22 protein-coding genes are annotated in these 21,998 nt (G+C 60.1%); 8 read left to right on the plus strand and 14 right to left on the minus strand.

The genetic code is table 11. The features are described 5' to 3' along the window. Positions 1 to 208: 208 nt before the first annotated feature. From QF010_RS18405 to QF010_RS18420, 4 genes are all read left to right on the plus strand, one after another. A complete protein-coding gene (locus tag QF010_RS18405) occupies positions 209 to 1,468 on the plus strand; it encodes an OprD family porin (protein WP_429533638.1) in 1,260 nt (419 codons plus the stop codon). A 196-nt stretch (positions 1,469 to 1,664) separates the two neighbouring features. After that, the gene (locus tag QF010_RS18410; protein WP_429512091.1) at positions 1,665 to 2,855 is read left to right on the plus strand and encodes an NAD(P)/FAD-dependent oxidoreductase; all 1,191 of its coding nucleotides are present in this window, start codon (positions 1,665 to 1,667) and stop codon (positions 2,853 to 2,855) included. Positions 2,856 to 2,877: 22 nt separating this feature from the next. Then, a complete protein-coding gene (locus QF010_RS18415) occupies positions 2,878 to 3,261 on the plus strand; it encodes a DUF1641 domain-containing protein (protein ID WP_429533639.1) in 384 nt (127 codons plus the stop codon). A gap of 20 nt (positions 3,262 to 3,281) precedes the next feature. Beyond that, a complete protein-coding gene (locus QF010_RS18420; RefSeq protein WP_033060938.1) occupies positions 3,282 to 4,100 on the plus strand; it encodes a methyltransferase domain-containing protein in 819 nt (272 codons plus the stop codon). 56 nt (positions 4,101 to 4,156) lie between these two features. Here QF010_RS18420 and pcaC read toward each other — a convergent pair whose 3' ends face one another. The 11 genes from pcaC to pcaR all read right to left on the minus strand — a co-directional run bounded on the left by pcaC (position 4,157) and on the right by pcaR (position 15,047). Next, entirely contained in the window at positions 4,157 to 4,549 is a 393-nt protein-coding gene (gene pcaC / locus QF010_RS18425; protein ID WP_033060940.1) for a 4-carboxymuconolactone decarboxylase, read from the minus strand. Between the two features lie 10 nt (positions 4,550 to 4,559). Beyond that, on the minus strand, positions 4,560 to 5,366 hold the full coding sequence (gene pcaD, locus QF010_RS18430) for a 3-oxoadipate enol-lactonase (protein ID WP_429533640.1): 807 nt from the start codon (positions 5,364 to 5,366) through the stop codon (positions 4,560 to 4,562). An 11-nt stretch (positions 5,367 to 5,377) separates the two neighbouring features. Next, positions 5,378 to 6,742: a 3-carboxy-cis,cis-muconate cycloisomerase gene (locus QF010_RS18435; RefSeq protein WP_429533641.1), complete on the minus strand. Its 1,365-nt coding sequence runs from the start codon at positions 6,740 to 6,742 to the stop codon at positions 5,378 to 5,380. A gap of 45 nt (positions 6,743 to 6,787) precedes the next feature. Continuing rightward, on the minus strand, positions 6,788 to 8,092 hold the full coding sequence (locus tag QF010_RS18440; RefSeq protein WP_033060945.1) for an MFS family transporter: 1,305 nt from the start codon (positions 8,090 to 8,092) through the stop codon (positions 6,788 to 6,790). Between the two features lie 186 nt (positions 8,093 to 8,278). Next, positions 8,279 to 8,845, minus strand: a complete 567-nt coding sequence (pcaG, locus tag QF010_RS18445) for a protocatechuate 3,4-dioxygenase subunit alpha (protein ID WP_429512083.1) — start codon at positions 8,843 to 8,845, stop codon at positions 8,279 to 8,281. 1 nt (position 8,846) lies between these two features. Then, positions 8,847 to 9,551 (minus strand): protocatechuate 3,4-dioxygenase subunit beta, encoded by a 705-nt coding sequence (gene pcaH, locus QF010_RS18450; RefSeq protein WP_429512081.1) that lies wholly within the window; start codon positions 9,549 to 9,551, stop codon positions 8,847 to 8,849. A 36-nt stretch (positions 9,552 to 9,587) separates the two neighbouring features. Beyond that, positions 9,588 to 10,793, minus strand: a complete 1,206-nt coding sequence (pcaF, locus tag QF010_RS18455; RefSeq protein ID WP_197281778.1) for a 3-oxoadipyl-CoA thiolase — start codon at positions 10,791 to 10,793, stop codon at positions 9,588 to 9,590. Continuing rightward, entirely contained in the window at positions 10,790 to 11,569 is a 780-nt protein-coding gene (locus QF010_RS18460; RefSeq protein ID WP_429533642.1) for a CoA-transferase subunit beta, read from the minus strand. The genes pcaF and QF010_RS18460 overlap by 4 nt, the downstream gene beginning before the upstream one ends. Continuing rightward, the gene (locus QF010_RS18465) at positions 11,569 to 12,426 is read right to left on the minus strand and encodes a CoA transferase subunit A (protein ID WP_007947285.1); all 858 of its coding nucleotides are present in this window, start codon (positions 12,424 to 12,426) and stop codon (positions 11,569 to 11,571) included. The genes QF010_RS18460 and QF010_RS18465 overlap by 1 nt, the downstream gene beginning before the upstream one ends. Positions 12,427 to 12,716: 290 nt before the next feature. Then, entirely contained in the window at positions 12,717 to 14,063 is a 1,347-nt protein-coding gene (gene pcaK / locus QF010_RS18470; RefSeq protein ID WP_033060952.1) for a 4-hydroxybenzoate transporter PcaK, read from the minus strand. 141 nt (positions 14,064 to 14,204) lie between these two features. Next, positions 14,205 to 15,047: a pca regulon transcriptional regulator PcaR gene (gene pcaR, locus QF010_RS18475; RefSeq protein ID WP_008147316.1), complete on the minus strand. Its 843-nt coding sequence runs from the start codon at positions 15,045 to 15,047 to the stop codon at positions 14,205 to 14,207. Positions 15,048 to 15,551: 504 nt separating this feature from the next. Here pcaR and QF010_RS18480 point away from each other — a divergent pair. The 3 genes from QF010_RS18480 to QF010_RS18490 all read left to right on the plus strand — a co-directional run bounded on the left by QF010_RS18480 (position 15,552) and on the right by QF010_RS18490 (position 17,780). Further along, positions 15,552 to 15,680: a hypothetical protein gene (locus QF010_RS18480; RefSeq protein ID WP_269434509.1), complete on the plus strand. Its 129-nt coding sequence runs from the start codon at positions 15,552 to 15,554 to the stop codon at positions 15,678 to 15,680. A 47-nt stretch (positions 15,681 to 15,727) separates the two neighbouring features. Beyond that, positions 15,728 to 15,928, plus strand: a complete 201-nt coding sequence (locus QF010_RS18485; protein ID WP_007935837.1) for a hypothetical protein — start codon at positions 15,728 to 15,730, stop codon at positions 15,926 to 15,928. Between the two features lie 376 nt (positions 15,929 to 16,304). Continuing rightward, positions 16,305 to 17,780 carry an inorganic phosphate transporter gene (locus QF010_RS18490; RefSeq protein ID WP_033060956.1) on the plus strand — a complete coding sequence of 492 codons (1,476 nt, stop codon included), beginning with the start codon at positions 16,305 to 16,307 and terminating at the stop codon, positions 17,778 to 17,780. A 263-nt stretch (positions 17,781 to 18,043) separates the two neighbouring features. On the opposite strand, the gene ccoM is transcribed toward QF010_RS18490, so the two are convergent. The 3 genes from ccoM to QF010_RS18505 all read right to left on the minus strand — a co-directional run bounded on the left by ccoM (position 18,044) and on the right by QF010_RS18505 (position 18,905). Further along, positions 18,044 to 18,157, minus strand: a complete 114-nt coding sequence (ccoM, locus tag QF010_RS18495; RefSeq protein WP_033059045.1) for a cytochrome c oxidase subunit CcoM — start codon at positions 18,155 to 18,157, stop codon at positions 18,044 to 18,046. 144 nt (positions 18,158 to 18,301) lie between these two features. Further along, positions 18,302 to 18,463 (minus strand): hypothetical protein, encoded by a 162-nt coding sequence (locus QF010_RS18500; RefSeq protein WP_095128014.1) that lies wholly within the window; start codon positions 18,461 to 18,463, stop codon positions 18,302 to 18,304. A gap of 100 nt (positions 18,464 to 18,563) precedes the next feature. Further along, complete coding sequence (locus tag QF010_RS18505) at positions 18,564 to 18,905, minus strand: aspartate-semialdehyde dehydrogenase (RefSeq protein WP_429533643.1); 342 nt, start codon at positions 18,903 to 18,905, stop codon at positions 18,564 to 18,566. Between the two features lie 218 nt (positions 18,906 to 19,123). Between QF010_RS18505 and rapA the strand changes: the two genes are divergently transcribed. After that, entirely contained in the window at positions 19,124 to 21,970 is a 2,847-nt protein-coding gene (gene rapA / locus QF010_RS18510) for an RNA polymerase-associated protein RapA (RefSeq protein WP_429533644.1), read from the plus strand. The last annotated feature ends 28 nt before the right edge of the window (positions 21,971 to 21,998 follow it).

Below are 21,998 nucleotides of genomic sequence, written 5' to 3' on the forward strand. Positions count from 1 at the left end.
CCCGCTTTTCCCGATTGAACCATCCGGTCCATTCCCCGCACCATTCGTCGCACAAGACCAATAACAACAGGTTCGACACCATGTCCCCGCGCCCTGCCCTGTCCGGCTGATCCCGTTCGTTTTTTCCCTGATATCAAATTTTTTGTCTGCAACCCCAGGTTGCGGCAGCGCCCCGTTTCACGCCTAAAAATTAGAGAGACCCGACCACATGACACCTTCCACTACTCAATACTGGTTCCCCAGCCTCATCGCCATTGCACTGGCCAGTACGGCTCTGCCTGCCTTGGCCGAGGAGTCAGGCTTTGTCGAAGGTGCCAAGGTCAACCTGAACCTGCGCAACTTCTACATCAACCGCAACTTCACCAACCCGACCAAAGCCCAGGGCAAGGCAGAAGAGTGGACACAAAGCTTCATCCTCGACGCCAAGTCCGGGTTCACCCAGGGCACCGTCGGGTTCGGCATGGATGTGCTGGGGCTGTACTCGGTGAAGCTCGACGGCGGTAAAGGCACAGGCGGTACGCAGTTGTTGCCGCTGGATCACGACGGTCGGCCGGCGGACAACTTCGGTCGCACCAACGTGGCGTTGAAGGCCAAGCTGTCGCAGACCGAAGTGAAGGTGGGCGAATGGATGCCGGTGCTGCCGATCCTGCGCTCGGACGACGGTCGTTCCCTGCCGCAAACCTTCCGTGGCGGCCAGATCACCTCGAAGGAAATCGACGGCCTGACGCTCTACGGCGGTCAGTTCCGCGCCAACAGTCCGCGCGACGACAGCAGCATGAACGACATGTCGATGACCGGAAAACCGGCGTTTACCTCCGACCGCTTCAACTTCCAGGGGGGCGAATACGTCTTCAACGAGAAGCGCACCCAGATCGGTGTGTGGAACGCCGAACTCAAGGACATCTACAGCCAGCAGTACGTGAATCTGATCCACAGCCAGCCCATCGGCGACTGGACCCTGGGCGCCAACCTTGGTTTCTTCTATGGCAAGGATGACGGCAGCGCCCGGGCCGGCGAGCTGGACAACAAGACCTGGTCGGGCCTGTTCTCGGCCAAATACGGCGGCAACACCTTCTACGTCGGCCTGCAAAAACTCACCGGCGACAACGCCTGGATGCGGGTCAACGGCACCAGCGGCGGCACCCTGGCCAACGACAGTTACAACGCCAGTTATGACAACGCTCAGGAAAAATCCTGGCAGGTACGGCATGACTACAACTTCGTCGCCCTCGGCATTCCCGGCCTGACCCTGATGAACCGCTACATCAGCGGCGACAACGTCCACACCGGCACCATCACCGACGGCAAGGAATGGGGCCGCGAAAGCGAATTGGGGTACACCGTGCAGAGCGGTGCGCTCAAAAACCTCAACGTCAAATGGCGTAACTCGACCATTCGCCGTGACTTCAGCAACAACGAGTTCGATGAGAACCGGTTGATCGTCAGCTATCCGATCAGCTTGCTATAACCGCGTTCAGGCAGCGACCGCAGGATTAAGGCGGTCGCCTGCCTGTAACCACCGGTCGGCCGAAACTAGCGCTTTGTGTGTTCACAGATACAGTCAGGAAGCGTGTTTAATTCTCCATCCTGATGTAGGAGCCCCTTTTTTCTTCCGTTATCTCCGGATGCTGTACGCGAAGCTGCCATGACCACGGAGGTCAGGTATGAGCAAGCGAATAGTTATCGTCGGTGGCGGCGTAGGTGGAACCATGTTGGCCAATCAACTGGCCAGCAAGCTGTATCCAGAAATCCTGCGCGGCGAAGTCTCGATTGCACTACTGTCCAATTCCCCCGATCACTACTACAAACCTGCGTTCATGTACGTGGCGTTCAATCAGTTCTTTGAAGAAGAACTCAAGCGCCCGGAACGTTCACTGTTGCGCCCGGAAATCAGCTTTTACGTCGAAGAAGTCACGCGTTTCGATTTCCCCGGACAATGCCTGAAAACCCGTAGCGGCAAGCGTTATGGCTATGACTTTCTGGTCATTGCCACCGGTTGCGTGCCCGCGCCGGAGCGCATCGAAGGCTTGAAAGAAGCCGGTGACCACTTCTACCAATATCAGCCCGCCCGGCAGTTGGCAGAACGACTGAACACGATCAAAAAAGGCCGGATCTTCATCACGGTGTCTTTCCCGCAGACACCCAACGTGCCGCACCAATGCGGCATTGCGCCGGTAGAAACGACGTTGATGCTCGACGACTTCCTGCGTCGTCGGGGCGTACGGGACCAGGTGGAAATCGTCTACACCTACCCGACCACGGCTCAGTTGCTGCGTAACTGCCTGTTCCTGCAACGCCCCACCGGGGACATTCTGCCCGGCATTTTCGAGCAGAAGAACATCCGCTTCCAACGCGGCTTCACCCTCAGCCGTGTCGATCCCGAGCGAAAAATCGCTTACTCCGAAGAAGGCGAAGAGCAACCCTTCGACATCCTGATGGCGACACCGCCGATCCGCGCCGTCGATGCGGTGCTGGAGTCCGGAGCGTCTCATGCGCCCAACAACGAAGGTTGGTTGCCGACCCACCACGAGACCCTGCAGGTCTACGGTCTGGAACACGTCTACGTGATTGGCGACACCGTCGACCTGCCGGTGAGTAAGGCCGGGGGTGCCTGTCATAACCAGGCGCCGGTCATCGCCAACAACATTGCCGCCGAGATTCGCCTCGGTGCGCCCCACAGCGTCTACGACGGAAGGGTTCAGGCCGTGGCGCAGATGGGGCTCAACGCCGGTATGCCGCTGTGGTACGACTACGCCCATGACGTCCTGCCAACACCGCCGACCAAACTCGGCGGCCTGCTGAGAAATGGCTTCAATCGTGGCCTGTACTGGGCGGTTGCCCGTGGAATGCTTTGATCTGCCCAGGGAGGCGTAAACAATGACGAACCTATCAGAAGAAACGCTGGCGACCAGCGCTGCCGGACTGCCAGTGACGCCGGGGCTCACCGCCTTGATGGCGAAAATTCAGCCGCTGATCGACGGCGGTCGGCTGGACAACATTGTCGATGTGCTATCGCTGGTCTCGGACATGACCGACCTGCTGGACGCAGCGATGGTGGAAAAACTGGCGCGGCTGTTCGAAAACGCGACGGCGGCCACCTGGACAGTCAGTAATGCCGTGCGCCTGGCCAAGGCTGAGGTCGCCGCCGCCCCCGAGCCGCCGGGAGCCTATGCGTTGATCAAACTGCTGAACGACCCGGACACGCGCAAGGGCCTGGCGGTTGTCCTGAAAACACTGAACGTCATCGGAAGACAACTGTAACCGCCAGAGAGGATCACCTCATGAGCGTCAAACTTGAATCGGCAGGGAAAGCCTGCGCCGACTGGGACGCCAAGGCGTACCAGCAGTTTTCCCGCCTCAGGCAACGACCGGTCAATGAATTGCTCGACCGTGTCGAACTCAAACAGCCCAAACGCATCTACGACCTGGGCTGCGGCACCGGCATCGCCACGCAACTGTTGGCCAAGCGTTGGCCTCGAGCGCAGTTGCAGGGCATCGACAGTTCCGGGCAAATGCTGGACGAGGCTCGTTGCCTGCCGATCAAGGCGTTGTGGAAACAGTGCGATCTACTCGACTGGCAACCCGAACAACCGGCGGACCTGCTGTTCGCCGCCGCCGTACTGCACTTCGTCAGTGGTCACGAACAGTTATTGCCGCGACTGCTCGGCCAGCTCAATCCGGGTGGATGCCTGGCCGCGCACATGCCCGACTGGCGGGATGCGCTGTGGTATCAACTGATGCTCGACACCCTTGAAGAGGCCGGCCCCGGTGGCAAACCACTCGGCACCCCGCAGTTGCGCGAGGCCATGGCTGCACGGCCGTTGTTGTCGTTGGAAAGTTACTACCGGTTGCTCTCACCGATCACCCGGACACTGGATATCTGGGAGACCGAACAGCTACAGGTTGTCGACGGCAAGTCGCCGATCTATGACTGGGTCAAAGTCTCGGCGCTAAGGCCGGTGATGCAGGGGCTGAAGGATGATGAGCAGGCGCGGTTCATCTACCACTACCTGATGCGCGTGCATGCGCATTACCCGCCGGAGAGCGACGGGCACACGTTGTTTCCGTTCAAGCGGATATTCATCGTGGCGACGGTTTGAAGATCAAAAGATCGCAGTCAGCGGCAGGCTGCGATCTTTTTTGAAGCCTTTACTCTCTACTCCCGCGATTCAACCCCAAGCTCATCCCACACCGACTCTGCGAGATGGAATGTCGCATTCGCTGCCGGAATGCCGCAGTAGATCGCGCTCTGCATGATCACTTCCTTGATCTCGCCGCGGGTCACGCCGTTGTTGGCGGCGGCGCGCAGGTGCAGTTTGAGTTCTTCGTTGCGGTTCATGCCGATCAGCATGGCCATGGTGATCAGGCTGCGGGTATGACGCGGCAAGCCCGGACGGGTCCAGATGTCGCCCCAGGCGTGACGGGTGATCATCTCCTGAAACTCCGAGTTGAACTCGGTCAACGCGTTCAGGCTACGATCGACATGGGCGTCGCCGAGTACGGCACGGCGCACTTTCAGGCCTTCGTCGTAACGTTGTTTCTCGTCCACAACAATCCCCTCAATGAGCTGACAAAAACGCCAACACGCGCTCGCTGAACGCAGCACCGGCCTGAACGTTGGACAGGTGCGCCGCATAGAACTCGGCGTACTCGGCGCCTTGCACGTTTTCCTGAATGAAGTGCCCGCCGGACGGCGGCGTGACCGCGTCTTCGGTGCCGGCGATGACCAGCAGCGGCACCTTGATCGAGGACAACTGATCGCGGAAATCGGCATCGCGCACGGCGGCACAGTTCGCGGCATACCCTTCAGGCGAGGTGGCGGCCAGCATGTCAGTAATCTTTTTCGCGGCAGCAGGATTGGCTTCAGCAAAATCCGCGGTGAACCAGCGCGCAATCGACGCATCGCGCAAGGCGACCATGGCGGCCGGACCGTCACGCAGCACGGTTTCAATGCGTGGGTTCCACACCGACGGATCACCGATTTTCGCTGCGGTGTTGCACACCACCAGTTTGTTCAGGCGATCACCCGCGTTGATCCCCAGCCACTGGCCAATCAAGCCGCCCATGGACAGACCGCAGAAATGCGCGCGTTCGATGTGCAACGCATCCAGCAACGCCAGCACGTCATGGCCCAGTTGCTCGATGGTGTACGGCCCCGGCGTGACCAACGATTTGCCATGGCCCCGGGTGTCAAAACGCAGCACGCGGAAATGCTCGGAGAACGCCGCAACTTGCGCGTCCCACATGTGCAGGTCGGTGCCCAGCGAGTTGGACAGCACCAGTACCGGCGCATCGTCCGGGCCATCGAGTTGCGGCCCTTGAATTTGGTAGTGCAGTTCGCCCTCGGCGAGTTGTACGAAAGCCACAGCAATCTCCTTCAGGCAGTCAACGCAGAATGTTCAGCCACCGCTCGCTCGACCCAGGTATGGGCCTGACCGAGGTAATGGGCGGGGTCCAGCAGATGATCGAGTTCAGCATCCGACAGTTCGGCGGTCACTTGCGGCTCGTCGCCGAGTACCGATCGCAGATGGCGTTGTTCAGCCACTGCACGCTTGCAGCATTGCTCCAGCAAATGGTGCGCAGTGTCGCGCCCCACGCGTTGGGCGAGGACGATGCTCACCGCTTCGGCGAGCACCAGCCCTTGAGTCAGATCGAGGTTGCGGGCCATGCGCTCGGCGTCCACTTCCAGTCCGTCCGCTACCAGCCGCGCCTGCTTCAGGCTGCCGGACACCAGGCAGCAAATCTCCGGCAGGGTTTCCCACTCGGCATGCCACAGGCCCAGGCTGCGCTCGTGTTCTTGAGGCATGGCGCTGAACAGGGTCGAGAGCAAACCGGGTACGCGAGTTGCCGCGCCGATCAGCACCGCCGCGCCCACCGGGTTGCGTTTGTGCGGCATGGTCGAAGAGCCGCCCTTGCCCGGTGCCGAGGGTTCAAACACCTCCCCCGCTTCGGTCTGCATCAACAGGCTGATGTCGCGGCCGAGTTTGCCGAGGCTGCCGGCGATCAATCCCAGTACCGAGCCGAACTCCACCAAGCGATCTCGCTGGGTGTGCCAAGGTTGATCGGGCAGTGTCAGTTTCAATTCTTCAGCCAGCGCTTGGGCAATCGGCATCGCCTGCTCGCCGAGGGCCGCGAGGGTTCCGGAGGCGCCGCCGAATTGCAGCACCAGCAATCGCGGTTTGAGTTCCCGCAGACGCTGACGGCTGCGAGTGACGGCGCCCAACCAACCGGCGATTTTCATGCCGAGGGTGACAGGCGTCGCGTGCTGCAACCAGGTGCGCCCAGCCAGCGGTGTCGCGACGTAACGCACCGCTTGGGTCGCCAGCGTTTCGCCCAATTGCGCCAGATCGTTTTCGATCAGCTCCAGTGCCCGGCGCAGTTGCAACACCAGACCGCTGTCCATCACGTCCTGGCTGGTCGCGCCCAGATGCACATAGCGCTCGGCTTCGGGATGGTTGGCCGCGATCTGTTTACCCAGCGCCTTGACCAACGGAATCGCCGAATTGCCCGCCGTGGCAATCGCCTCGCCGAGGGCGGCGAATTCGTAATGCCCGGCCTGACAAGCTGCTTCAATCGGTGCGACTGCCGTTTGCGGAATCAGCCCGACTCGCGCTTCGGCCCGGGCCAGTGCCGCTTCGAAATCAAGCATCGCTTGAACCCGACCCTGATCGCAGAACACTTCACGCATGTCGCGGGCAGTGAAATAGGCATCGAACAATTGATTGCCCGGTCGCTCGTTCATAAACAGTCCCTGGAGGCGTGGGCCGGTCAGGCCCACGGGTAAAGATCAAAGGTCGTTTTCTAAATACTTCGCCTGTTTCGGCAAGCGCAGGCTGAACAGGAACGCCACCGCCATCATCACCGTGACGTACCAGTAGAAGGAGTTTTCCATGCCCCCGGCCTTGAGGCTCAGAGCCACATATTCCGCCGAACCACCGAAGATGGCATTCGCCACCGCATACGCCAGGCCGACGCCCAATGCGCGCACTTCCGGGGGGAACATTTCGGCTTTTACCAGGCCACTGATCGAGGTGTAAAAACTGACAATCGACAGTGCCACGGTAATCAGCACGAAGGCCAGGAACGGACTGCTGACGCTTTTCAGGCTCAGCAGGATCGGTACGGTGAACAACGTCCCGAGGGCGCCGAACCACAGCATCGAGTTACGTCGGCCGATCTTGTCCGCGAGCATGCCGAACAGCGGCTGCATGCACATATAAAGGAACAGTGCGCCGGTCATGATGTAGCTGGCAGTCTTCGCCTGCATACCGGCGGTGTTTACCAGGTACTTCTGCATGTACGTGGTGAACGTGTAGAAAATCAGCGAGCCACCGGCGGTGTAACCGAGCACGGTAATGAACGCAGCCTTGTGGTCGCGGAACAGCGCACGGATGCTGCCGGCGTCCTTGTTTTCGCGCATTTCCTTGCTGGTGGTTTCCTTGAGCGAACGGCGCAGGAACAGCGAAATCAACGCCGCCGCCGCACCGACGACAAACGGGATCCGCCAGCCATAGGCGCGCAAATCATCCTCTGTGAGGAACTGTTGCAGGATCACCACCAGCGACACCGCCAGCAGTTGCCCACCGATCAGCGTCACGTACTGGAACGAGGCGAAGAAACCGCGCTGGCCCTTGAGGGCGACTTCGCTCATGTAGGTCGCCGTGGTGCCGTATTCACCGCCCACCGACAGGCCCTGCAACAAGCGGGCGAACAGCAGCATGATCGGCGCCCAGACGCCGATGTCCTTATAGGTCGGCAGGCAAGCGATGAGCAACGAACCGAAGCACATCATCAGAATCGAGATCAGCATCGAATTCTTGCGCCCGTGCTTGTCCGCCAGCCGGCCGAAGATCCAGCCGCCGATGGGCCGCATCAGGAACCCGGCGGCGAATACGCCCGCCGTATTCACCAGTTGCACAGTCGGGTTATCGGACGGAAAAAAGGCAGGGGCGAAATAGATCGCGCAGAAGGCGTAGACATAGAAGTCGAACCATTCGACGAGATTGCCGGACGAGGCGCCGACAATCGCGAAGATCCTTTTGCTGCGCTCTTCACCGGTGTAGTGCGCTGTAGTAGCGGTGTTAGTTGTCATTGTTTTTTACTCAATGGGGACTGTGAGAGTCTAGACACACTTTGCAACAACCCCGTTCCACAGATTGCAATGCTGCCCCCCTGTAGGAGTGAGCCTGCTCGCGATGGCGGTGTATCAGTGCCATCAATGCTGAATGACACTCCGCCATCGCGAGCAGGCTCACTCCTACAGGGATTTACGGTGTTTTCAGTAGTCGAAGAACACCGTCTCGGCATCGGTGCCCTGCAGGATCACATTCCACTGGTACACACCGGACGCATCCTTCTTCGCCAACAACGTGCTGCGGCGTTCAGCCGGCACACATTCCAGCAGCGGGTCCGCCACGTTGGCCGGTTCGCCATCAAAGTAAATCCGCGTCAGCAAGTGCTTCACCAAGCCGCGAGCAAACACCAGCACCACCAGATGCGGCGCCTGGGTCGTGCCTTTCAGGCCTTCCACCGTGCCCGGCTTGATCGTGGTGAAGCGGAAGCGCCCTTCGGCATCCACCGGCACCCGGCCAAACCCTTCGAAGTTCGGGTCCAGGGGTTTGTCCTGATCGTCTTCGGCGTGGTCATACTTGCCGGCGGCGTTGGCTTGCCAGACTTCCAGCATCGCGTCGTTGACGACGTCGCCCTTGCCATCGATGACTTGCCCGGTGATCGCCACGCGCTCGCCCAGGGTTTGTTCGACGGTCAGGTCTTCGCGGTTCAGCCAGGTCAAACCGATGTGGTAATACGGCCCGACGGTGTGGGACGTGGTCGCGTTCAGCGTCATCTTATTTCTCCATCGGCGTGGCTTCGCGGCCGCGCAAGACGATGTCCCAGCGATAACCGAGGGCATAGGAAGGGATGGTTTTTTCCAGATCGAAACGGGCGATCAAACGCTCTTTGGCGCTGGTATCCGGTACGCAGTTGTAGATCGGGTCATAGGCCAGCAACGGATCGCCCGGGAAATACATCTGCGTGACCAGGCGCGTGAGAATGCTCGGCCCGAACAGTGAGAAATGGATGTGCGCCGGGCGCCACGCGTTGTGGTGGTTGCCCCACGGGTAGGCGCCGGGCTTGATGGTCTGGAACTGGTACCAGCCATCGGCGTCGGTCACGGTGCGGCCAGTGCCGGTGAAATTCGGGTCCAGCGGCGCATCGTGCAGGTCACGGTCATGGTTGTAGCGACCGGCAGCGTTGGCTTGCCAGATCTCCACCAGAATCCCCGGCACCGGCAAACCATCTTCATCCAGCACGCGGCCGTGAATGATGATGCGCTCACCCAGTGGCTCGCCCTTGTGCTGGGCGGTCAGGTCGTTGTCCTTCTCCTGCACACGATCGGCGCCGATGGTCGGTCCGGTAATTTCCGACAACGAATGGGGCAAAAAAACCAACGGCTTGGACGGCGAGCGAAGGTTGGTGGATTGATAGGCCGGGTGCAGGTATTCCGGCTGGGTGCCCTCTTGCGGGCGGCGGTAACCAGGCTTGTCAGTCATGAAGCATTCCTCAGTTCTTATTAGTGACGCAGCACGTCAGACCCGTTCGATCGCCAAGGCCAGACCCTGGCCCACGCCGACGCACATGGTCGCCAGACCTTTCTTGCCGCCAGTCTTTTCCAGCTGATGCAGCGCGGTCAGCACCAGGCGGGCGCCACTCATGCCCAACGGATGGCCCAAGGCAATGGCGCCACCGTTCGGGTTGACCTGAGCCGCGTCGTCCGCCAGCCCCAGTTCCCGCAGCACCGCCAAACCTTGGCTGGCGAACGCTTCGTTGAGTTCGATCACATCGAAATCGCTGACAGCCAGGCCGAGGCGCTCGGTCAGTTTGCGCACCGCCGGCACCGGGCCGATGCCCATTACACGCGGTGCGACACCGGCGCTGGACATGCCCAGCACTTTGGCGCGGGCGGTCAGACCGTGCTTTTTCACGGCTTCGGCTGAGGCGAGAATCAACGCCGCGGCACCGTCGTTCACCCCGGAAGCATTGCCGGCGGTGACGGTTTTGTCGGGACCGTTGACCGGTTTCAGTTTGGCCAGGGTTTCCAGGGTGGTGTCGGCGCGAGGATGTTCATCCTGGCTGACGACCGTTTCGCCCTTTTTGTGGGCAATGCGCACTTCAACAATTTCTTCGGCGAAAAATCCTGCGGCTTGCGCGGCGGCGGTCCGTTGCTGGCTGCGCAGTGCAAAAGCGTCCTGATCGGCGCGGGACACTTCGTAATCGTCAGCCACGTTGTCGGCGGTCTGCGGCATCGCATCCACGCCGTATTGGGCTTTCATCAACGGGTTGATGAAACGCCAGCCGATGGTGGTGTCTTCCAGTTTCATGTTGCGCGAGAACGCCGCATCCGCCTTGCCCATCACGAACGGCGCGCGGGACATCGACTCGACGCCGCCGGCAATCGCCAGCTCCATCTCGCCACTGGCGATGGCGCGGAATGCAGTGCCGATGGCATCCATACCTGAGGCGCAGAGGCGATTGAGGGTCACGCCCGGAATGGTTTCCGGCAGCCCCGCCAGCAACAGCGCCATGCGCGCCACGTTGCGGTTGTCTTCGCCGGCCTGGTTGGCGCAACCGAGGAACACCTCGTCTACCGCGTTCCAGTCCACCGACGGGTTGCGCTCCATCAGCGCCTTGATCGGCACAGCGGCGAGGTCGTCGGCACGAACCGCCGACAGGCCACCGCCGAAACGGCCGATGGGGGTGCGAATTGCGTCGCAGATATAAACGTCACGCATCAGGCTTCTCCGGGTGCTTGGCCGTGGGCCGCGGCAGTGCGGGCTTCCAGATCACGCAGTGCCTTGAGCTCGACTTCGGTCGGCTCGGCAGTGTTTTCAACTGTCTCGGCAAAACGAATCGCCCAACCGGTAGCCGCGGTGACTTGCTCGCGGGTCACGCCTGGGTGCAGCGCCGTGACCACGAATTCATGGGTACCGGCTTCCGGTTCCATGATGCACAAGTCAGTGATGATGCCGACCGGACCGGCGCCCGGCAGGCCGAGGCGTTTGCGCGAATCACCGCCCTCGCCATGGCCGACAGAGGTAATGAAGTCGAGTTTGTCGACAAAGGAACGCGCCGACTGCTTGAGGATGATCAGCACGCTTTTGGCCGAACCAGCAATCTCCGGCGCACCGCCGGCACCCGGCAGGCGGACTTTCGGTGCGTGGTAGTCGCCCACCACGGTGGTGTTGATGTTGCCGAAACGGTCGACTTGCGCGGCGCCGAGGAAACCGACGTCGATGCGTCCGCCCTGCAACCAGTAGCGAAAAATCTCACCGGTCGGGACGACGGTGTCAGCGGTTTCCGCCAGCTCACCGTCACCGATCGACAGCGGCAGTAAGCTCGGCTTGGCACCGATCGGACCCGATTCATAGATAAGGACTACATCCGGCGAGGAAGTCAGGCGCGCCAGGTTGGCGGCTTTCGACGGCAGGCCGATGCCGACGAAACACACCGAGCCGTTTTTCAAACGGCGGGCAGCGGCGACGGTCATCATTTCATTGGTGGTGTAAGTCATTACTTGGCCTCCGAAGCAGCGGCCAGTTTGGCCTGGAACTCGCTGAAGTCAGCGCAGCCGTGGATGTACTCGTTGATCCACGCGGTGAAGGTTTCACGGTCGCGGGCAATCGGGTCCCAAGCCTGGTAGAAACGGTTATCACGCTCGTTGTAGCCATGTGCGTAGGACGGATGCGCACCGCCGGGAACATGGCAGACCGCGCTCAACGCCCAGGTTGGCAGAACGCAGGAGTTCATCGGTGCATTGAGGTCGTCGACGATTTCCTCGACGGTGACGATGCAGCGCTTGGCGGCCAGTGCGGCTTCTTTCTGCACGCCGAGAATGCCCCACAGCAACACGTTGCCTTTGCGGTCGGCTTTCTGCGCGTGAATCACGGTGATGTCCGGGCGCACCGAAGGCACGGCCGCCAAGACTTCACCAGTGAATGGGCAGGTGACCGTTTTGATCAGCGGGTTGACCTTCGGCAAGTCGGAGCCGGCGTAGGCACGCAGCACCGCGAACGGTAGGCCGGAGGCGCCAGCGACGTAGGCGTTGGCCAGGTCGGCGTGGCTGTGCTCTTCGATTTCCAGCGCGTGCGGCCACTGCTTCTCGACGGCGTCACGCAGGCGATGCAGCGAACCGACGCCCGGGTTACCGCCCCAGGAGAAAATCAGCTTGCGAGCACAACCGGCGCCGATCAATTGGTCGTAGATCAGGTCAGGCGTCATCCGCACCAGGGTCAGGTCTTTCTTGCCCTGGCGAATGATTTCGTGACCCGCCGCCGTAGGGATCAGGTGAGTGAAGCCTTCGAGCGCGACCGTATCGCCGTCGTTTACGAATTGCTTCACCGCGTCGTGCAGCGAAAGGATTTCAGCCATGGGGCAGGCTCCCGTTTTGTTTTGAACCGACAGTGGAAGAAAAAGGCGCGATGCGCAGCGCCGGAATGACTGAAGAGTAAGCCCCTGAAAAACGCCAAACAATCCGATAATCGACTGAGTGTTCGTTTATCGAACACATTGTTGTCTTACTACCGATACCAAAAGCATCGTCGGAACGCCGCCCGGACCAAGCCCGCTCCCACAGGTTATGTGAACGACATAAATCCCTGTGGGAGCGGGCTTGCCCGTGAAGAGGCCATCAAACGCGCTGAAGATTCTGAAACCTGGACTCAGGTCGCATCCGCATGACTGACCATGCCCTTGATCACCACCGCTGTGGTCGCCAATGCCGCTGGAATCACCAGCGCTGTCAGCACCTGCTCGAAGTTCCAGCCCAGGCCCAGTAGCGTTGCGCCCATCCACGCACCGAGAATCGCGCCGAAGCGGCCGATCCCGAGCATCCACGACACCCCGGTCGCCCGCCCCTGCGTCGGATAAAACCGCGCCGCCAGCGAAGGCATCGCCGATTGCGCGCCGTTGACGCACATCCCGGCCACCAGCACCAACGTCGCCAATAGCGTGATGTTGCCCAGGCTCTGCCCTACCGCGTAGGCAAATACCCCGGCGAGTAGATAGAAAATGCCGATAACCTTGTGCGGATTGAACCGGTCCATCGCCCAGCCCACGCCCACCGCGCTCAACACCCCGCCAAACTGGAACAACGCACCAATGAACGCCGCCTGCTCCATGCTCGCGCCACTGTCACGCATCAGCGTCGGCAGCCAACTGGTCAGCAGATAAACGATCACCAGCCCCATGAAATAGGTCAGCCACAGCAACAAGGTGCCGGTGCTGTAGGTGCCGGAGAAGATCACCGCGAACACGTTGCGGGCCTTTACGGTTTTCTGTTCCGGCACGCTGAAGCTGGAGGCCTGAGCGACGACGGTTGGATCGATGGGCGCCAGGGTCTTGCGCACTTTGTCCGTGCCGCGATTGCGGACGACGAGGTAGCGCGCCGATTCCGGCAGCCAGAACAGCAATACGACGGCGAGGATCAGCGGCAAAATCCCGCCGATCAGCAACAGGCTGTGCCAGCCAAAGGCCGGAATCAGTTTGGCGGAAATGAAACCGCCGCCCGCCATGCCGAGGTTGAAGCCGCAGAACATGCTGGTCACCAGCAGGGATTTCTTGCGCTCCGGGGTGTATTCGGACAGCAGCGTCGTGGCGTTCGGCATGCCGGCGCCAAGGCCCAGGCCAGTGAGGAAACGCAGCACCAGCAGTTGATCGACGTTGGTGCTGTAAGCCGAAGCCAGGCTGAACGCGCCGAACAACGCCACCGCGCCCACCAGTACGATTTTTCGCCCGAAGCGGTCAGCCAATGGGCCAGAACCCAGTGCGCCAAAGACCATACCGATCAGCGCCGCGCTCATCACCGGGCCGAGACTGGCGCGGTCGATGCCCCAATCCTGAGACAGGGCGGGCGCGATGAAACCCATGGCCGCCGTGTCGAGGCCATCGAGGAAAACAATCAGGAAACACAGGATCACCACTCGCCATTGGTAGCGCGAAATGGGTTGAGCATTGATGAAGGACTGCACGTCGAGGCAGTTTCCTACAGCAGACTGGGGCTGGTTCATTATTTTTATTCCACGCAAAGAACGCAGTCGGAGAGTAGCCAGCCAAGGCTGGCGCTGCCGCGACATTAGTGATCTTGGGGAAAGAGCGTCAATTCGATAAACGCGACTCTGTGCGTTTATCGAACAGCTTAGGCGAATGGCTTACGCAAAGAGTTGCGCGCTGAGGTCGCGACTCGCGCTCAGAAGGCCAGGCAGGAAACGTTGTTCCAGCTCATTGCGGCTGACTCGGCCGGCGTGGGTACTGACGTTTAGCGCCGCGACCACTTGGCCGGAAGCGTCGTACACCGGAACGGCAATCGAGCGCAGACCTTGTTCCAGTTCCTGATCGACGATGCACCAGCCTTGCTGCCGCACCTCTTGCAGGCATTCGAGCAACGCCTCGGGGGTGTGCAGGGTTCGGCTGGTCTTGGCTTGCAACTCTGCATGGTCGAGGTACTCGCGTAGTGACGTATCGTCCAGCGCCGCGAGAAGAATCCTACCCATCGAGGTGCAATAGGCCGGCAGACGTCCACCGACCGACAGGTCGACGGAAATCAGTCGCTGGGTGGTGGCCGAACGGGCGATGTACAAAATGTCATCGCCTTCCAGAGTGGCCATGTTGCAGGCTTCATGAAGTTGCTCGCTCATGCGGTCCAGGTAGGGCTGGGCAGAAACCGCCAGCGGCGTCGACGACACATACGCATGGCCAAGCGTCAGTACTTTAGGCAGCAGCGAATACGTGCGGCCGTCGGTGGTGGCGTAGCCGAGTTTGATCAGTGTGTGCAGGCAACGTCGCACAGCGGCGCGGGGAATTTCCGTGCGGTGACTGATCTGAGCGATGGTGAGGTGACGTTTGCGCTCCTGAAACGCTTGCACCACGGCCAGGCCACGGGCCAGGGATGTCATGAAATCCGGGTCGCCGGTCAGTGCCTGGATCCGCTTGGCGGGCGAGGCAACGATCGGCGGCGCCACTGAAGCGAAGGAATTGCGCATTTGATCGTTCATATAAGGTCCTTTTCCCACACGGTTCAGCGGCTATTACAAGCGGCAGCCGGTCCTTCACACAACCCCGGGCAGCCAAGACTGTTCGATTATCGAACCATCGACCGATAATCGCAATCGACGCCCACCAGGAGCAGCCGATTATTGAACGGGCTTGCATCTGTTTTTACATAGGCTCTGACGCAGACTAGAAGGGTCGATGTAATTGTCCTAACTTGTTCGACTTAATGGCGTCAGAAAGGCATCACTGTAACGTCGTGCCGCCGAACGACCTAGTTAGCCGTATAAAGTTGCGAGTAACAAAACAATCACACATCAAGACCCACTTTTAACTCTTTGACGATAGTGTTCTTCGAATCGACCGCTATAATGAAATTCAGTGGTGACCGGTTTTTAATTGCCGATTCCGCCACCCGGTAGCGCGATGTTCCATCGCCGTTACCCGCAGCAAACACCTGACACTCATTTCATATGCTTCGCCAAGGTGTTCGCTGAAACAGGAAACTGATGCTGCGTCAGCTGTTTATCTCTGGTGTCGTGGCCGCCTGCAACATGGAAGTATTTGATCGCAATGCCGTAAAAAATGATGCCTTTACGGGCCTTGTCCATTCGGCGAGCGTGGTCAAATACATTTGATGCAGCGCGTTTCACCAGAATTTAACTCAACTCAATCAGGTAGCACTGTGACGAAAGACGAACTGCGCGCGGAACTTGAGCGCCAGGAACAACGTTACAAGGAAGTTTACGGCGGGGAAGTCACCACCTACGCCGCTCAGCCCGAACCGGAACGCAAACCCTGGCGTAAACGCGCCACCGTTCAGGATCAGGCTTTTACTCAAGAATTGCAGAAAATGGAAAAGGAACTCAAAGCCGAAGAGCCATAAGCCCTCGGCCTGAATCCTTTCAAGGGTCTGCGTCTGCACCCGTTAAAAACGGGATGTATCGATGATGCCTTTCGCGCCCGCTACCAGCGGGCAGCGGCCACCTCACCCCTGGGATGAGGCAAATGGCGCATGTCTGGCCCTCTTTTCAGATATTTCACACAAGCGTTAAAACCTCTTGCTCCTACGAGAGGACGCCTTGTGGCTGCGGCCTTTTCAAAGAAATTCAATGACTTGCAAAACCCGGTAAAAACCCGGGGCTTGGGCTGCTGCGACAAATTAATTCGTTGAAGAATGTTACCGATGAGCACCTAGTGCATCGATTAGCAGTCTTTTCTGGCATAATCGCGCCCCCTTACGACCGGGTCAGAAAACCTTCATGATCGATTTATTCAGCGGACTAGATGCTTGGGTGCTTGTGAGCCTCTTGCTCGCCCTGGCCTTTGTCCTCGCCTTCGAGTTCATCAACGGCTTTCATGACACCGCTAACGCGGTGGCTACTGTTATCTACACCAAAGCCATGCCGCCTCATCTGGCGGTGTTCTTTTCCGGTGTGTTCAACTTTCTCGGCGTTCTGCTGGGCGGTGTCGGCGTGGCGTATGCCATCGTCCACCTGCTGCCGGTAGAGCTGCTGATCAATGTGAACACCGGTCACGGACTGGCCATGGTGTTCTCGCTGCTCGCCGCCGCCATCACCTGGAACCTGGGCACCTGGTACTTCGGTATCCCGGCTTCCAGCTCCCACACGCTGATCGGTTCGATCCTCGGTGTCGGCCTGGCCAACGCCCTGATCAACGACATTCCGTTGGCCGATGGCGTGAACTGGCAGAAGGCGATCGATATCGGTGCCTCCCTGGTGTTCTCGCCGATGGCGGGCTTCCTGCTCGCAGCGCTGATATTGATCGGCCTTAAATGGTGGCGTCCACTGTCGAAGATGCACAAGACGCCGGAACAGCGCCGCAAGATCGACGACAAGAAACACCCGCCGTTCTGGAACCGCCTGGTGCTGGTCATCTCCGCAATGGCCGTGAGCTTCGTGCACGGTTCCAACGATGGCCAGAAAGGTATCGGCCTGATCATGCTGGTGCTGATCGGTATCGTTCCGGCGCAGTTCGTACTCGACCTGGGCAGCACGACCTACCAGATCGAACGGACTCGCGACGCGACCCTGCACCTGAGCCAGTTCTACAAGCGCAATGCCGATACGCTGGGTGAATTCCTGGCCCTGGGCAAAAGCGTGGAAGGTGACCTGCCGGAGAAATTCCGTTGCAACCCGCAACAGACCGAACCGACCATCACCGCCCTGCTCGGCACCCTTAAAGGTGTAGCGGACTACCACTCGCTGCCGTCGGAAAGCCGCATCGAAGTGCGTCGCTACCTGCTCTGCCTGGACGACACGGCGAAGAAAGTCAGCAAGCTGCCTGGCCTGGCTCCCCGTGAAAAGGCTGACCTGGACAAGCTGCGCAAAGACCTGACCACCACCACCGAATACGCCCCGTTCTGGGTGATTCTGGCGGTCGCCCTGGCCCTCGGCCTGGGTACCATGGTGGGCTGGAAGCGTGTGGTCCTGACCATCGGCGAGAAGATCGGCAAGCAGGGCATGACTTACTCCCAAGGCATGTCGGCACAGATCACCACCGCGAGCCTGATCGGCATGGCCAACATCTTCAGCCTTCCAGTGTCCACCACCCACGTCCTGTCCTCGGGCGTGGCCGGGACCATGGTCGCCAATAAGAGTGGCCTGCAAGGTGGCACCGTCAAAACCATCCTGCTGGCCTGGGTCCTGACCCTGCCAGCCACAGTGGCCCTGTCGGCCGGCCTGTTCTGGCTGGCATCGAAGGCACTGGGCAGCTGATATACCGCTGCTAAAAAAGGCGCGTTCCGTGAGGTTCGCGCCTTTTTTATTGCTGAAAACTTCGCCACACCACCTATCCCTGTGGGAGCGGGCTTGCCCGCGATGACGGCGGCAGATCCGACATCGATGTAACAGACATACCGCTATCGCGGGCAAGCCCGCTCCCACAGTTGACTGTGTACCTCGATAGAAATTCGTGGGCAAAAAAAAGGGCAACCGAAGTTGCCCAAAATGCCTTGCGTGCTCATTGCTTCCAGAAAGATCTACGGTTTGCGCTTTTGCGAATCCTTCCAGATAAAAAATCCAAACCCTGCAAAAAACAGAACCATGAGGCTAACTGTCAGCACTCCGGCGATCACCACGTTATCGAAAAACATGATTGGCCTCCTGCACTTGCCTTGTTGCGATGGGGCTAAGTTAACCAATCAGGCAGGAGAAAGAATTGACCGGGATCAATGTCGCCCGAGACTGGGCGTAAAGGAGGGGAAATAACTGACCTGCATCAACCGATGCAGGGTGTTTCAACGCTTTTTCGGTTTGTTCTTCGGCTTTTTCTTCGCTTTACCCAACGGCATGGCGTGCTCGAACGCCTGGCGTACTTCGTTCAGGCGCTTTTCATTAAGGTCATGAACTCGCTTGGCGCGTTCGGCGTTGAGGTCGATCAGCTTGTCGTCTTGGCTCATGGTGCTCAGTGCATCGCTTGGAATGAAGTTCAGTTGCCGTGTCTGCTGGCAAGGATGTACCAATAATGCGGTCTGAGGGCGGCGCTGACCAGCCGTGACTTTAAATCTGGATATCGACCCACAAACCCTGCCGTGGCTGATCTTCCATCAACGGCGCCACTGGTACGGTATTGTCGGCGTTAAGCTGGTTACCGGGAATCGCCAGGTGTGCTTCAGGATCCTCATTGGCTTCGCGGCGGCGTCTTTGCTGTTCCTGCTTGCGGCGCTGTTCCTCGCGCAGCTGAAACGCCGCCTCTTCCGGATCGCGCTGTTGCAGGTCGATGGTGCTTTCGTTGGAGCTTTCCTGCACCGGTACCACGGGCGGAATATCCGGCCGCTGGCGAATCGGATCCTGCTGTGAGGTGATTGGCACGGCACTCAAGGGGAGCATCGGTGGCAGCATAATTATTAGTCTCCTGTCAGCAGGCTGTCGGCTGCGGGGATGGCGACTTGAGCCATCGGTCGCAAACTGTGACCCGTTTGGCACGAATAGGTGCCCCGACCTGCATGCGCTGCATCGTTGGACTAACGTAAGACTGCGAGTTTTTATGAGAGTCCTTTGGCCCTGAAGCCCTCATTCCGTTAAGATAGCCCGCTTTTTCAAGGTGGGAGTCAGGCAGCATGGCGCAGCAGTATCAACCGGGGCAACGCTGGATCAGTGACAGCGAAGCCGAGCTGGGTTTAGGCACCGTTCTGGCACAGGACGGCCGCTTGTTGACCGTGCTCTACCCGGCCACTGGCGAGACTCGCCAGTACGCGCTACGGAATGCGCCCCTTACCCGCGTGCGGTTTTCGCCGGGTGACTCGATCACTCACTTCGAAGGCTGGAAACTGACCGTACAAGAAGTCGACGACGTCGACGGCCTGCTGGTTTACCACGGCCTCAACGGGCATAACGAAGTGGTTACCCTCCCGGAAACCCAACTGTCGAACTTCATTCAGTTCCGTCTGGCCAGCGATCGTTTGTTCGCCGGGCAGATCGACCCGCTGGCCTGGTTCTCCCTGCGCTACAACACCCTGGAACACACCAGCCGCCAATTGCAGTCCGCGCTTTGGGGCCTCGGTGGCGTGCGTGCGCAACCGATCGCGCACCAGCTGCACATCGCCCGTGAAGTCGCCGACCGCATTGCGCCGCGGGTTTTGCTGGCAGACGAAGTGGGCCTGGGTAAAACCATCGAAGCCGGTTTGGTGATCCATCGCCAACTGCTCTCGGGCCGCGCCAACCGCGTGCTGATCCTGGTTCCGGAGAACCTGCAGCACCAGTGGCTGGTCGAGATGCGCCGCCGCTTCAACCTGCAAGTTGCGCTGTTCGACGAAGAACGCTTCATCGAAAGCGATGCCGCCAACCCGTTCGAAGACACCCAGCTCGCGCTGGTTGCACTCGAGTGGCTGGTGGACGACGAGAAAGCCCAGGACGCGCTGTTCGCCGCCGGTTGGGACCTGATGGTCGTCGACGAAGCGCACCACCTGGTGTGGCATGAAGACAAGGCCAGCCCTGAGTATTCGCTGGTCGAGCAACTGGCCGAAGTCATTCCCGGCGTCCTGCTGCTGACCGCGACCCCGGAACAACTGGGTCAGGACAGCCACTTCGCGCGCCTGCGCCTGCTCGATCCGAACCGTTTCCATGACCTGCACGCCTTCCGCGCCGAGAGCGAAAACTATCGCCCGGTGGCCGAAGCCGTTCAGGAGCTGCTGGACAAAGGGCGCCTGTCGCCTGAAGCACACAAGACCATTCATGGTTTCCTCGGCAACGAAGGCGAAGCCTTGCTGACGGCGGTCAACGATGGCGACACCGAAGCCAGCGCCCGCCTGGTCCGCGAACTGCTTGACCGCCACGGCACCGGCCGCGTGCTGTTCCGCAACACCCGCGCCGCCGTGGCGGGTTTCCCGGAGCGCAAGCTGCATCCGTACCCGCTGCCATGCCCCGACGAATACCTCGAACTGCCGTTGGGTGATCACGCCGAGCTGTACCCGGAAGTCAGCTTCCAGGCCCAGCCGGACGCCAACGAAGAAGAACGCTGGTGGAAATTCGACCCGCGCGTCGAGTGGCTGATCGATCAGCTGAAGATGCTCAAGCGCACCAAAGTGCTGGTGATCTGCGCCCACGCTGAAACCGCCATGGACCTGGAAGACGCCCTGCGCGTGCGTTCCGGCATTCCGGCCACGGTCTTCCACGAAGGCATGAACATCCTCGAGCGTGACCGCGCCGCCGCCTACTTCGCCGACGAAGAATTTGGCGCGCAAGTGCTGATCTGCTCGGAAATCGGCAGTGAAGGTCGTAACTTCCAGTTCTCGCACCACCTGGTGCTGTTCGATCTGCCCTCGCACCCGGACCTGCTGGAGCAGCGTATCGGTCGTCTGGACCGGATCGGCCAGAAGCACATCATCGAACTGCACGTGCCGTACCTGGAAACCAGCCCGCAAGAGCGTCTGTTCCAGTGGTACCACGAAGCGCTGAACGCGTTCCTCAACACCTGCCCGACCGGCAACGCCTTGCAGCATCAGTTCGGCCCGCGCCTGCTGCCGCTGCTGGAAAATGCCGACGACGGCGAGTGGCAAGCACTGATCGACGAAGCCCGCGCCGAGCGTGAACGTCTTGAAGCCGAGCTGCACACTGGCCGTGACCGTTTGCTGGAGCTCAACTCCGGCGGCGCTGGCGAAGGTGATGCGCTGGTCGAGGACATCCTCGAACAAGACGATCAATTCGCCCTGCCGATCTACATGGAAACCCTGTTCGACGCGTTCGGCATCGACAGCGAAGACCACTCGGAAAACGCGCTGATCCTCAAGCCGAGCGAAAAAATGCTCGACGCCAGCTTCCCGCTGGGCGACGACGAAGGCGTGACCATCACTTACGACCGCAACCAGGCGCTGTCTCGCGAAGACATGCAGTTCATCACCTGGGAACACCCGATGGTGCAAGGCGGCATGGACCTGGTCTTGTCCGGTTCCATGGGCAACACCGCCGTGGCGCTGATCAAGAACAAGGCGCTGAAACCTGGCACCGTGTTGCTGGAACTGCTTTACGTCAGCGAAGTGGTTGCCCCGCGCTCGCTGCAACTGGGCCGTTACCTGCCACCGGCCGCCCTGCGCTGCCTGCTCGATGCCAATGGCAACGACCTGTCGGCCCGTGTGTCGTTCGAAACCCTTAACGATCAGCTGGAAAGCGTACCGCGTGCCAGCGCCAACAAGTTCATCCAGGCCCAGCGCGATCAGCTGACGCCACGGATCAACGCTGGCGAAGAGAAGATCTTCCCGCGTCACGCCGAACGCGTGGCTGAGGCGCAACGTCGCCTCGCGGCTGATACCGATGAAGAACTGGCGCGCCTGACCGCGTTGCAAGCGGTCAACCCGACCGTGCGTGACAGCGAACTGGTTGCCTTGCGCAATCAGCGCGAGCAAGGCCTGGCCATGCTCGATAAGGCTGCGCTGCGACTGGAAGCGATTCGGGTGTTGGTGGCGGGTTAACTCCCCTGCTCCACTGCTAAAACAAAAG

It is taken from the genome of Pseudomonas silensiensis (assembly GCF_050434865.1).
Classification (GTDB): Bacteria; Pseudomonadota; Gammaproteobacteria; order Pseudomonadales; family Pseudomonadaceae; genus Aquipseudomonas; species Aquipseudomonas fluorescens_W.